Source organism: Corallococcus praedator, assembly GCF_003612125.1.
In the GTDB taxonomy this organism is placed as follows: Bacteria; Myxococcota; Myxococcia; order Myxococcales; family Myxococcaceae; genus Corallococcus; species Corallococcus praedator.
In genome coordinates this window covers 1-12,385 of sequence record NZ_RAWI01000281.1, presented here as the reverse complement: position 1 = coordinate 12,385, position 12,385 = coordinate 1, and the positions used below count along the sequence as shown (strand labels likewise).

11 protein-coding genes are annotated in these 12,385 nt (G+C 71.2%); 1 reads left to right on the top strand and 10 read right to left on the bottom strand.

The annotated features are described in order from the left end of the window. Positions 1-224: 224 nt before the first annotated feature. The 3 genes from D7Y13_RS48795 to D7Y13_RS28845 all read right to left on the bottom strand — a co-directional run bounded on the left by D7Y13_RS48795 (position 225) and on the right by D7Y13_RS28845 (position 4,407). Positions 225-2,594: an RCC1 domain-containing protein gene (locus tag D7Y13_RS48795; RefSeq protein WP_120583908.1), complete on the bottom strand. Its 2,370-nt coding sequence runs from the start codon at positions 2,592-2,594 to the stop codon at positions 225-227. Positions 2,595-3,034: 440 nt separating this feature from the next. Next, complete coding sequence (locus D7Y13_RS28850; RefSeq protein ID WP_120532575.1) at positions 3,035-3,733, bottom strand: hypothetical protein; 699 nt, start codon at positions 3,731-3,733, stop codon at positions 3,035-3,037. Next, complete coding sequence (locus D7Y13_RS28845) at positions 3,730-4,407, bottom strand: Fic family protein (protein WP_120583907.1); 678 nt, start codon at positions 4,405-4,407, stop codon at positions 3,730-3,732. Before D7Y13_RS28845 ends, D7Y13_RS28850 begins: the two co-directional genes overlap by 4 nt. Positions 4,408-4,563: 156 nt before the next feature. Here D7Y13_RS28845 and D7Y13_RS28840 point away from each other — a divergent pair, with 156 nt between their 5' ends. Beyond that, positions 4,564-5,484, top strand: coding sequence for a diacylglycerol/lipid kinase family protein (locus tag D7Y13_RS28840; protein WP_120532573.1), 921 nt, complete (start codon positions 4,564-4,566; stop codon positions 5,482-5,484). Here D7Y13_RS28840 and D7Y13_RS28835 read toward each other — a convergent pair. The 7 genes from D7Y13_RS28835 to D7Y13_RS28805 all read right to left on the bottom strand — a co-directional run. Next, positions 5,474-6,364: a CheR family methyltransferase gene (locus D7Y13_RS28835; protein ID WP_120583906.1), complete on the bottom strand. Its 891-nt coding sequence runs from the start codon at positions 6,362-6,364 to the stop codon at positions 5,474-5,476. The two genes, D7Y13_RS28840 and D7Y13_RS28835, sit on opposite strands and share 11 nt — an antisense overlap. Before the next feature lie 2 nt (positions 6,365-6,366). After that, complete coding sequence (locus D7Y13_RS28830; RefSeq protein WP_120583905.1) at positions 6,367-7,431, bottom strand: protein-glutamate methylesterase/protein-glutamine glutaminase; 1,065 nt, start codon at positions 7,429-7,431, stop codon at positions 6,367-6,369. An 11-nt stretch (positions 7,432-7,442) separates the two neighbouring features. Beyond that, positions 7,443-7,781, bottom strand: coding sequence for an antibiotic biosynthesis monooxygenase family protein (locus D7Y13_RS28825; protein ID WP_120583904.1), 339 nt, complete (start codon positions 7,779-7,781; stop codon positions 7,443-7,445). 22 nt (positions 7,782-7,803) lie between these two features. Next, positions 7,804-9,333, bottom strand: a complete 1,530-nt coding sequence (locus D7Y13_RS28820; RefSeq protein ID WP_120583903.1) for an ABC1 kinase family protein — start codon at positions 9,331-9,333, stop codon at positions 7,804-7,806. Positions 9,334-9,363: 30 nt separating this feature from the next. Beyond that, a complete protein-coding gene (locus D7Y13_RS28815; RefSeq protein WP_120532568.1) occupies positions 9,364-11,415 on the bottom strand; it encodes a methyl-accepting chemotaxis protein in 2,052 nt (683 codons plus the stop codon). Beyond that, complete coding sequence (locus tag D7Y13_RS28810; RefSeq protein ID WP_120583902.1) at positions 11,415-11,903, bottom strand: chemotaxis protein CheW; 489 nt, start codon at positions 11,901-11,903, stop codon at positions 11,415-11,417. Before D7Y13_RS28810 ends, D7Y13_RS28815 begins: the two co-directional genes overlap by 1 nt. After that, positions 11,900-12,385 (bottom strand): chemotaxis protein CheW (locus D7Y13_RS28805; protein WP_208734501.1); only part of this gene is annotated, 486 nt, incomplete at its 5' end. The genes D7Y13_RS28810 and D7Y13_RS28805, both read right to left, overlap by 4 nt.

The following is a 12,385-nucleotide window of genomic DNA, read 5'->3' as shown; positions in this document are numbered from 1 at the left end:
GGGCGGGCGTCGGGGGCCGCCACGGTGGGAAGAGGCAGTGCCTTCGGCAGTCGTGGGCCGGGCGCCCGGCCCACGCGGGGCTCGCGCGCGTGTCCATCCAGAGGGCCAGGCTGTGATGGCGGAGGCCGGCGAGGACTGGACGTCCAACCCCGGCTCCTCACCGATAGAACGCAGACGTCTGCGACGTGCTGGGCGCCTGCCAAACGCAAGCGCCCAGCGCCTCGTCAGAGGCTCAGGCCCGACACCTGCACGGGCGTGAGGCGCTGGTTGGCTGTCCCGTCGCCGAGCTGGCCATAGCCGTTCCAGCCCCAGGCCCAGACGGTGCCGTCCTGCTTCACAGCGAGCGCGTGGGCGTAGCCACCAGAGAGGGCCGCGACGCCCGTCAAGCCTTGCACCTGCACGGGTGTGAGGCGATTGGTGCTTGTCCCATCGCCGAGCTGGCCGTAGGTGTTGTCGCCCCAGGCCCAGGCGGTGCCGTCCTGCTTCAAGGCGAACGTGTTGTAGGTGACAGCGGCGAGGGCTGCAACGCCCGTCAAGCCTTGCACCTGCACGGGTGTGAGGCGATTGGTGGTTGTCCCATCGCCGAACTGGCCGTGGGCGTTGCTGCCCCAGGCCCAGACGGTGCCGTCCTGCTTCAAGGCGAGCGAGTGGTAGACGCCAGCGGCGAGCGCCACGACGCCCGTCAGGCCCGGCACCTGCACGGGCGTGAGGCGATTGGTGGTTGTCCCGTCGCCGAGCTCGCCGTCGTAGTTGTAACCCCAGGCCCAGACGGTGCCGTCCTGCTTCAAGGCGAGCGAGTGGAAGGAGTCAGTGGCGAGGGCCGCGACGCCCGTCAGGCCCGGCACCTGCACGGGCGTGAGGCGCTGGGTGGTTGTCCCGTCGCCGAGCGGGCCGAAGGTGTTGTCGCCCCAGGCCCAGACGGTGCCGTCCTGCTTCAAGGCGAGCACGTGGCCGTGGCCACCAGCGAGGGCCGCGACGCCCATCAAGCCTTGCACCTGCCCGGGCGTGCGGCGCTGGGTGGTGGTCCCATCGCCGAGCTGGCCGTAGGTGTTGTTGCCCCAGGCCCAGACGGTGCCGTCCTGCTTCACAGCGAGCGCGTGGAAGGTGCCACCAGCGAGGGCCGCGACGCCCATCAAGCCTTGCACCTGCCCGGGCGTGCGGCGCTGGGTGGTGGTCCCATCGCCGAGCTGGCCGTAGGTGTTGTCGCCCCAGGCCCAGACGGTGCCGTCCTGCTTCAAGGCGAGACTATACATATCGCCCCTCACGAGACGAGCTCCGGGGCTCGCAGCGCAGGCTGAGCCGCCCTGGAGGGCGAAGGCGAAGCTGGTGGAGAGGCCGAGGGCGTTGGTGACGGTGGCCGTCACCGAGGCCGTCGTGCCCGAGGGGACGCAGGAGGGCGCCGTCCAGAGGACTTCGCTGGTGGAGGCGGTGCTGGTGGCCGTGCCCAGCGTGCCGGTGGTGGTGGCCCAGGTGAAGCCCAGGGCACTGCCCTGGGCATCCCGCGCCTTCAGCCGGAAGACGACGGTGCCGCCGGACGCCGGCACCGAGGCGACGGACTGGAACGTCTCCACCACTTCGGGCGGGAAGCGGCCTGAAGTCCCCGGGCCCACGTAGATGCCCAGGCTGCCCGTGCCCTGCCCGCCGCGGCCGTCCGAGGCCACCACGGTGAGGGTGCACGTGCCGCCGGACGGCTGCGCCGAGGGCGTGAAGCTGGCGCTCGCCGAGGTGGCATTCGTCCACGTGCCCGCGCACGAGGCCGTCCACTGGTAGCTGAGGGTATCGTTGTCATTGTCGCTCGCGACGGCCGCCACGGCCGTGGCCTGGCCGACGGCCACGGAGGAGGGCAGGGCCGTCAGCCCAGCCACCTGGGGCCAGGTGTTGACGGTGACATTCACCGCCGCGCTCCCGGTGCCGGTGCTTACCGTCACCGTGACGCTGAGGGCCGCGGAGGCGCCCTTGGAGTCCGTCACCTTCAGCGTCAGCACCACGGGGCCGGCGGAGGCCGGCGCCGTCCAGGCCGTGGAGAGGCTGGAGGCGGCGCTGAAGCTGCCCGTGCTGGCCGTCCAGGCGTAGGTGAGGGTGTCGCCCGCGTTGGCGTCTTGCGCGGTGGCCTGCAGGGCCACCACACCGCCCGGGGCCACCGTGCCGGGGCTGGCCACCAGCGAGAGAATCCGCGGAGCCACGTTGTCAAAGGGCGCCGGCGCATTCACCTCCTGCAGCAGCAGCGTCACCGCCGTTGTCTGCCCCGCGAGGATGGTGATGCCCGTCACCTGGCCGGAGTAGCGCACGGTGTTGGAGGCGTCGAAGGCCTGCGCGCTGAAGGTGCGCCCCGTGCCCGCGGGCAACTGCCCCAGCACGCCGCCCCATTGGGCGCCCGTCTTCACCAGCACCTCGGTGCGCGTCGTCATGCCGGTGCCCGACACCGTGAGCTCCACCCGCGCCACGTCGCTGGCGCTGAGGGCCTGCGGCAGCGTGCCCACCACCTGCGCGCTGCCTTCCGCCGCCTCGGGTTGCTGCGCCCCACCGCACCCGGCCAATGCCAGCACCAGCCCCAAGGCCAGCACCGCCAGCCCGCTTCGATTCTCTCTTCGCATGGACTTCTTCCCCCTGTGCAACTGGTTGGGCCTCCCTGAGAGGCACTCCGCGCCCACATGGACGGGGGTTTCACTCAGGAGACGAGCGCAGGACTCTAGCGGGAGTTTCCGCCCCTCGCTCCTGAGTCACCCCAGCGCCACGGAAGTCCACCCTGACCTCCCTGCGCGGACGTCTGCCATTAGCGGGTTGACTCCGACTGCGCCGTCGGAAGCCAGTACAGGGCCGAAGGCATGATCTTCCGGGCGGATTGGCCGGTTAACTGGCAACGAGCACCCAACGAGGGCCCGAAGGGAAAAGCGGGCGGATTGGCCGGTTAACTCGGGCTGCACAGTCGGAGGCCACCGCAGAACCACGAGGCCCACTTTCGCGGGCGGATTATCCGGTGAGTTGACATGATGCCAATTGTAGGACCCTGCTGATTCCAGCAGGTTGCGACACGTCACTTCCTGTGAGCCCGGCGGCCCTCGTCCTCCACGACCGCCATCGCCACCTTCTCCGCCGACTCCCGCAGTTCCTCTTCGGGCGGTGAGTGCCAGGACTCAAAGGCAAACAGCTTGTTCATCAGCTTGCCCGCCTGATAGCCCGGGCGCAGGGCCAGGGCGTCGAACATCCACCCCAGCGCCCGGTCCGCGAAGACATACCAGGACTCCTCACAGCCCGTGGCGTCCATGGTGATTTGAAGCACCTCCACCATGCCATCCGCCAGGGCCAGCACCCGGATGTCGTCGTCCCCGGGCTCCGAGGGCAACCCCTCCCGAAGGGACTGATACACCGCATCCAGCTTGAACAGCCAGTCGCGCCGCTGCTCCAGGGCGTTGAGCATGAGCTGGATGTTGTCCTGGACGCGCATGTTCGGCGTGGGGCGCTGGTTGAAGAAGCTGTGACACCAGCAGTAGCCCCCCATGCTCTCGTTGCCCAGGTACGCTCCCGTCTCCGTGTACCAGGCCGGCAGGTTCTCGTTGAGCAGGTGTTGGATGTGCTTCGCCATGTCCTTGCGCTGCTCGTCCGTGAGCTTGCGCGTCCCCGGTGGAACCCGGGGCTCCAGGTACGCGCGCAGCACCTTGGCCAGCCGCTCCGACTCATAGCCGTCCATGCTGTCGCGGATGAGCTGCCAGGAGAATTGGGCCGTCTTGCTCATGGCTGCACCTCGTTGCGGCACGGAGCCTCCGGCCCCGCGATGCTCCGGGCCACCAGCCTCGCGAAGCGCATGTAGCGGGCGGCGTCCCCCGGAGGCTTGGGAAACAGCACGACGGGCGCCAGCGGTGGGGTGGGCAGTCCGCTCCGCCGCAGCATGTATTCCAGCCACAGCCGCGCCGCCCTCGCGTTCCCGTCCGGGAACGGGTGGAAGAAACACAGGTCCAGGTACAACCGGGTGGCGTGCGCCACTGGATGGCGTTCTTCCCGCGCCTCCGCCTCCACCTTCGCGACGAAGGTCGCCTCCAGGCCCGGTACCTGCGCATACCGGTGCGCACCCCCGTGCGCGAAGGCGTCCCCGGTGCGAAAGGTCGTACGCACCCCCAACAGCGTTTCCTGGACCTCCAGCATCCGGGAAAACGTCAGCGCCTCCGCCGCGTCCGCCAGTTGGCGCACCCTCGCCAGGGCCTGTTCGAAGCGCGCCGTCCGCTCCGGCCCCTGGGACTCGTGGGCGGGCGCGTCATGCCGGTGGAGGAAGTCCTCCTGGGCCCCCGTCTCCCGGAAGGGCTGCCTTCCCGCCGCGTCCAGGTCCGCCCGGAGCGCCGGCAGGGCCCAGTCCAGGGCTTGCATGGCATCGCGGTGCGGGCCGAGCTTCTCGGGGGCGGAGGGGGCTTTCACTCGGGGTTCCGGGAGGAAGATGGGGAGGGGAAAAGCCCAGCATGGCACGGCCGGGGTGACAAACACCCTGGCCGGGGGGCACTCCGGTGGGTCATGGAGTGGAGCCCCGGCGCACAACCGCGTAAACAAGCGCGTCTCGCAGGGAGAAGGTACTGAATGAAGACGTTCCTCGTGGTCAACCCGCGCAGCGCCAACGGGCAGACGGGGAAGCGATGGGTGGAGATCTCCGCGCAGGTGGGCCGGGTGCTCGGTGAGTTCGGGCACGGCTTCACCAGCGGCGGCATGGATGCGGCGCGGCTGGCGCGGCAGGCCATCGACGACGGCTACGAGTGCATCGTCGCGGTCGGTGGCGACGGCACCCTCAACGAGGTCACCAACGGCTTCTTCCGCGACGGGAAGGTCATCAACCCGCGGGCGGCGCTGGGCCTGGTGCCCCGGGGCACCGGTGGCGACTTCCGCCGCACGTTCGGGTGGGACCTGGAGCTGACGTCCGCGCTGGAGCGGCTGCGCACGGAGAAGACGGAGCCCTTCGACGTGGGCCGGCTGGACTTCATCGACAACGACGGCCAGCCCGCCACGCGCTTCTTCGCCAACATCGCCTCGTTCGGCGTGAGCGCGGTGGTGGCGCGCGAGGTGAACGCCGGCAGCAAGGCGCTGGGCGGCCACATGAGCTTCATGTGGGGCACCGTGAAGGGCCTGGTGAAGTACACCGAGCGACAGGTGCGCCTGACACTGGATGACAAGCCGCCGGAGACGGTGAGCGTCACCACCGTGGCCGTGGCCAACGGCCGCTATTTCGGCAGCGGTATGTTCGTCGCCCCCGACGCGCTCACGCACGACGGCCTCTTCGACATCACGCTCTGGTCCAACTACAAGCTGAGCGACTTCGTCCTCAAGTCCAAGGGCGTCTACAACGGCGACCACGTCACCTGGAAGGGCACGCGGCGCTTCCAGTGCCGCACCCTCCACGCCGAGTCGGAGACGGGCGACGTGTTCCTCGACGTGGATGGCGAGACGCCGGGCCGCCTGCCCTGCACCATGACCATCCTGCCCGGGGCCATCCGCCTCAAGGTGTAGCGCCGGGGCGCGGGTGCGCGCGCGAGGCGCCCTCCACCGACGCGGTCGTGCCGGGCAGGGGCGCGGGGCGATACCAGCTCGTCTGTCCGATGAGGTTCCGGGAGAAGCCGTCCTCCGCCAGGGGGGCGGCCTCCGCGGCGCCCAGCACCAGGTAGCCATCCGCGTGCAGCATCCGCCGCACGCGGGCCAGCACCGCGCGCCGGGTGGGCGCGTCCCAGTAGATCATCACGTTGCGCAGGAAGATGAGGTCCACCGGGGCCTCCGGGTGGAAGTCCTCCATCAGGTTGAGCGGACGGAACTCCACCGGCTTGCGCACCCGTTCGTTCAGCCGCCACCCGTCGCGCTCCTGGCGGAAGTAGCGCTGGCGCAGCTGGGGCGTCAGGCCCCGGTGGATCTCCTGCGCGTCGTAGCGGGCCTCGCTGGCGCGCACCAGGGCGCGGGTGGAGAAGTCGGTGGCCAGGATGCGCACCGTCCAGCCGGTGATCAGCAGCCCCGTCTCCGCCAGCGTCATCGCCACGCTGTAGGGCTCCTGTCCGTAGGCGCACGCCGCGCACCAGATGCGCAACGTGCGCGTCCGGCCTCGCCGCGCCATCAGGGCGGGGAGCACCGTGGTGCGCAGGGCCTCGAAGACGGACGCGTCCCGGAAGAAGGCCGTCTCGTGGTTGGCCAGGGCTTCGGCCAGGCGCTGATGGAGCGGGGTGTTCTCCGGCTGGGCGCGCAGTCGGGCCACCAGGGCGGTGATGTCCGCCACGCGCTCCTCGCGCACGAGCGAGGCGAGCCGCGTCTCCACCAGCGCATGCGTGTCGTGCTCCAGCACCAGCCCGGACAGCCGCAGCACGCGCTGCCGCAGCCAGGCGAAGTCGTCGTGAAGCAGGGGCATGTTCAAAGCCTTCGTCCGCGCGCTTCCACGCGCCGCACCAGCTCCGCGGCCACTTCGTCCAGCGCGACCACCCCGTCCGCCAGCCCTGCCTGCTCCACCGCGCCGGGCATCCCTCCGATGACACAGGTGGCCTGGTCCTGGACCACCACCTGTCCGCCCGCCTCATCCACGAGACGGCAGCCGCGCAGCCCGTCCTGTCCCATGCCCGTGAGCACCACCGCGAGCACACCCGGGCCATACACCTCCACCGCCGAGCGGAAGAGCACGTCCACCGCCGGACGGCAGGCATTCTCCGGCGGCCCCTGGTGCGTGAGGATCCGCACGCCGGTGGCATCCGAGGAGAGGGCCAGGTGGAAGTCCCCCGGCGCGACCCACACCGACCCGGGCCTCACCAGGTCGCCGGACACGGCCTCGCGCACGCGCAGCTTGCTGACGCCCTCCAGCCGCTCCGCGAGCAGCCGGGTGAACAGGGGCGGCATGTGCTGCACGATGAGCACCGGCACCGACAGGTCCGCCGGCAGCGCGGACACCACGCGCACCAGCGCGCCGGGGCCCCCGGTGGACGCACCGATGACGATGATCTCCACCCGCGCCGGGCCCTGTGGCCGGGGCGGATGCGGCCTGGGCATGAGCGCCGGCCCCGACGGGACGCAGGTGTTGCGCACGTTGAGGGCCTTGAGCTTGCGCACCAGCTCGTCGCGCACCGCCTCCACGGTGACGTTCATCCCGCCGGAGGACGTGGGCTTCGTCACGTAGTCGCGAGCCCCCAGCGCCAGTGCCTCCAGCGTGAGCACGCCGGCGCGTTCGGTGAGCGCGCTGAACATCACCACCGCCAGCTCCGGGGAGCGCTGCCGCAGGAGCTTCAGCGTCTCCAGTCCGTCCAGCTCCGGCATCTCCAGGTCCAGCAGCACCACGTCCGGTTGGAACTGCTCCACCTTCGCCAGCGCGATGCGTCCGTTGGCCGCGGTGGCGACGACCTCCAGGGCGGGGTCGCTTCCCAGCAGCAACGACACCTGTCGCCGCACCACGGCCGCGTCGTCCACCACCAGGACCCGGATGGCGCTCATGAGCGGTCGCTTCACCGGGCCGCGTGCGCGACCGGGCAGCGGCCCGTCGGGACGCTGGGGGCCTTATCGCCGCCGTACACCTCATGCCGGGGCCGGCCCGCGAGGATCGCGTTGGCGCCCCAGTCCGTCACCCGGTGGAAGGCCTCGGACGCGATGAAGGCGTCGAAGCCCTCGCGGCTGTGCCATTCGGAGACGATGAGGTAGCGCCCGGGGGTTCCCACGCTCCGGAACAGCTCCGTATGCGCATGCGTGGGCAGCGTGCGCATCGCCTCCAGGACGAGGGCGAACTTCCGCTCGAAGGCCTCCGCCTTGCCCTCGCGCACTTCGTAGTTCATGCCAATGGTCACCATCCGCCGCCTCCTTCGCTCCGGTTCATTCCAGCCACACCCGGACGTGACGCTCGCCCTCGTCCAGGTGGAACAATTCCGACGGCCGCAGTCCCGCCGCCACCGCCGCCGCCGCGATGGCCACCGGGTCCAGGCCCCGCGCCTGGAGCCTTGGCCGCAGGTCCTCCGGCAAGAGGTCCTCCAGGTGCGTCGTCACGTCCGCGCGGAAGGTCAGCGCCACGCGCGTGCAGGCCCCTTCCATCACGCGAACGCGCAGGTATCGCGCGGTGCCTTCCACGTGCGCCTCGGGCGGGAGCGGCGGCGGTGGCAACCGTGGCGCGCGCGCTTCGTCCAGCAGCGGTCCCCACGCGATGGGGGCCTCCAGCACGTCCAGGTGGCGCATCAGCCCGTGGAACGCCCGCAGCACGAAGAGCAGTGACGCGGGCCCCGCGGCCCGGAAGTTCCAGCGGTGTGGCCCCAGCGCTTCGGTGAGTCGCGCGCCCAGGTGCCAGCGCGCGACGTGGAACGGACCGTCCTGGAGGAAGGGCTCCAGCAACACGCGGCTGACGGCGGGCAGCACGTCCGCCATGGGCTCCAGCAACTCCGGCGTGAAGCCCAGCGTCACCCACGAGGCCAGGACCCGCCGCGGATCCGCTTCGGCCCCAGGGAGCCGCAGCAGCGCGATGAGCCGTCCCAGCCCCAGGGGCATTTCGGGAGGCAGCGGCTTCACGCAGCCGAAGTCGAGCACCCCCAGCGCGGGCCTGCCGTCCGGCCCCCGGGAGACGCGGTAGTTGCCCGGATGCGGATCCGCGTGCAGCGCGCCCCAGGTGAAGAGGCCCTGGAGGAACAGGCGCACCAGCGTGGTGGACAGCGCGCGCCGGTCCGCCTCGCTCCAGCGCCGGGCCTCCGCGATGGGCTCCCCGTCCACCCAGGTCATCACCAGCAGGTCCTCGCGGGTGAGCGCGTCCACGGGCACGGGGACCACCACCCCCGGCACGTCCGCCATGCGCGCGCCCGCCTCCTGAAGCGCCCGGGCCTCGTGGTGGTAGTCCAGCTCCTGTTGGAGCATCCGCGCCAGCTCGCGCCGGTAGGCGGACAGGTCCAGCTTCCCGCGCCAGCCACCCAGCGGCGCCGCCAGCCAGCCCAGCGCACGCAGGTCGTCGCGCACCGCGTCCGCGATGCCCGGGTGCCGCAGCTTCACCGCCACCGCGCGCCCGTCGTGCAACACCCCCCGGTGCACCTGACCCAGCGATGCCGCGATGCCCGCGCCGTCGAGCGACCGGAACACCTGTCGCCACGGTTGGCCCAGCCGGCGGGAGACTTCCGCCAGCGCGGCCTCTGGCGCGAGCGGGGAGGGGGCCTCCGCGAGCGATCCGAAGCCGGGCGTCTCCGACCCCAGCTCCGAGAGCGTGAGCACCTGCCCCACCTTCTGCGGCAGCCCGCGCAGCCCGAGCAGCCGCTCCGCCAGCTCCCGCCGCGCGGCTTCCGTGCCCTGGGGCCAATCGCCGCGACGCAGCCGCGTGGAGGCCCGCGCGACGCGTCCCAGCTCCCACCATCGTTTCAGTCCGGTCCTCACGCGCCTGGTTCCCCGGGTCCGAGTGGTGCGCTACTTCGACCGCTGGGTCTTGTCGGTGGTGTCCACCTGCACGACCAGCCGTTGCAGCGACTGCGCCATGTGGGCCAGCTCCACCGCCGAACGCTGCGTGCTGCCCGCGCCCTCGGTGGTGCTGCGCGCGGCCTCCGCGACGGCGGCCATGTTCTCGGAGATCTGCTGGCTGCCCTTGGCCGCTTCGCCCACGTTGCGCAGGATTTCGCCCGCCGTGGCCGTCTGCTCCTCCACCGACGACGCGATGGACGTCTGCAATTCATTGATGCGGCCGATGGTGGCGCCAATCTCCAGGATGGCGTTGACCACCTCCTCGGTGTCGTCCTGGATGGCGCCAATCTTCTGCCCGATGTCCTCGGTGGCCCGGGCCGTCTCGCGCGCCAGTTCCTTCACCTCGTTGGCCACCACCGCGAAGCCCCGGCCCGCCTCGCCCGCGCGGGCCGCCTCGATGGTCGCGTTGAGCGCCAGCAGGTTGGTCTGCTGCGCGATGGAGGTGATGACCTTGATGACCTTGCCAATCTCCAGGCTGCTGGTGCCCAGCTTGCTGACGATGATGGACGTCTTGTCCGCCAGCAGGACGGCGGACGACGCCACCTTGGCGGCGGTGCTCGCGTTGCGCGCCACCTCGCGGATGTTCGCGTTGACCTCCTCCATGCCGGACGCGACGCTCTGCACGTTGCGGCTCACCTGTTCGGCGCCCGCGGACACCTGGGTGGCCTGCGCCGCGGTCTCCTGCGCGTTGCTCACCATCTGCTGGCTGACGCTGGACAGTTCCTGCGAGGACGCCGCGAGCGTCTGCGAATGCTGCGTCACCTCCTGGAAGACGCCGCGCAGGGTGGTATCCAATTCCTTCTCACGCTGCTGCACGGCCAGCTTCTCCGTGATGAGCTCCCACGTCACCATGGGGCCCAGGTAGCGGCCCTGGCCGTCGTACACCGCCGTCACCAGCAGGTCCGCGATCTCCGGCCCGATGGGGATGTTCGCGCGCACCGGCAGGTTCTTGTCGTTGGAGAGGATCTTCCGCTGGTACGTCGCGTCCTTGTGGAAGATGTCGATGGTCGCCCCGAGCACCCGGTCCGCGGTGACGGGAAGGTGCTTCTCCACCCGCTGCAACAGCCGGCGCGAGGCGGGGTTCAGGTAGACGATCTTCAAATCCTTGTCGGCCACCATCACGCAGGTGGGCGCGTTCTCCAGCATGGCCCTGAGGCGCGCCATCTCCGTGTCCGCGCGCAGCTTCTCCGTGATGTCGTCCCACGTCACCACGTAGCCGGTCAGCTCCCCGCCCTTGCCGACGATGCCGTCCACGCGGGCCTTGAGCGTGGCGTCCCCCACGGAGAAGACAGCCTCGTGCGGCAGGGCGGAAGGCGTGTGCAACCGCGACTCCTCGCGCCGGAGCTGCTGCTCGAAGCGGGACAGGAACGCATCCCCTTCCGCCCCTGACGCGCCATCGTGGAGCGACGCCGTCGAGTCGATTCGCTCGATGGCCTCCGTGGACGACGCGTTGACGAAGACGACCTCCAGGTGCTCATCCAGGACGAGCACGTTGACCCGGGCCGCGTCGAGCAGGGCTTCGCCCACCGCGCCTGACAGGGGTGACGCCGCGCGGCGCCGGGGTGCGGGCTTTTCCACGGCGGCCCGGCGGCCCTTCACGGGAGCGCGCTTGCCGGCGGGTTTGCGCGCGGGGGCCTCCTCCGGCGTCCCCATCGCCGCCAGCACCTCCCGGGCAACGGGGCCGGACACGTCCTGTTCATCCAGCACGGAGGCCAGGTGTTCGGCGACGCGCTCGAAGTGGTGCGGGCGCAGGTTCAGCTCCGCGTGCACCTCGCGCATCGACGGGCCGCGATAGAGGGCGGGCCCTCCCAGGTGCTGCGTGAGGTACGCGACCATCTGCCGTTGCAGGGCGATGACGTCCGCGCGGCGGAAGAGGGGCTTGAGCAGGGCGTCCGTCATCACCCGGGCGTAGAGCTTCTGCACGGCGGCCGTGAGGGCGGCCTTGCCCCCCAGGCGTTGGAAGAGGGTGTTCTTCACGGCGGGCGCGGCGGGGCGGGCCATCAGCGGGACTCCTGGGACAACGCAGGGAAGGAAGGGGAGGCGGAAGGGCCGGAGGCGGGCGGGAGCCCGTCCACCACGGCGTCCGCGGACAACACCAGCAGGAGGCGGTCCGGCAGCGCGTGGACGCCCAGCAACATCGTGCGCAGCGACCCGCGCAGGTTGTCCGGCAGGGGCGCCAGCGCCGCATCCTCCAGGGGGAGGATGTCGCCAATGGCATCCACGCGCAGGCTCACCGCGCCGTCATCTCCCCGCAGCACGACATGGGGCGCGTCCGCGGGGGCGGTGCCCTCCGGCAGGTCCAGACGGCGACGCAGGTCGATGGCGGGGACGATCTGCCCGCGCAGGTTGAGCAGCCCCGCCACCTCCGGCGGGGCGCCCGGGACGCGCGTGAGCGGAGGCGGCAGGAGGATCTCCTGCACGCGCTCGATGTCCAGACCGAACAGGTGCTCGCCCACGTGGAAGGAGCACAACTGACGCAGGGTGATCATGGCGCGCCTCCCGCGAGCAGCTCCGGGTGAACTGCGCGAACGGCGCCCTCCACGTCCAGGAACTCGGTGGCGCGATCCAACACCACCATGGAACCCAGCACCCCCGCGCGCCGCGTCTCGCGCTGGAGGGCGACCTCCACCTCCGCGACGTCGAGGATGGCGTCCACCACCAGTCCCACCCGCGTGTCCGCGTGCGTGGTGACGACGACGGACAGCGATGCATCCGCCGCGTGCCGAAGCCCGTCGGTGAGTCGCGCCGCTGGGCCGGGCCGCGCCTCCAACACGGAGGCCACGCGCACCAGGGGCAGCAGCTGGCCGTGGTAGCGCGCCAGCTCCATGCCCCCGCTCAGGTGCTCCACCTCCGAGAGGGGCAGCTCCTCCAGCCGCGCCACGCGCGACAGGGGAATGGCCACGCGGCCCTCCGCGCCGGTGCGGCACAGGAGCACCCGCTCGCGCGTGTCCTCCGGGGCGGGGGCCACGGG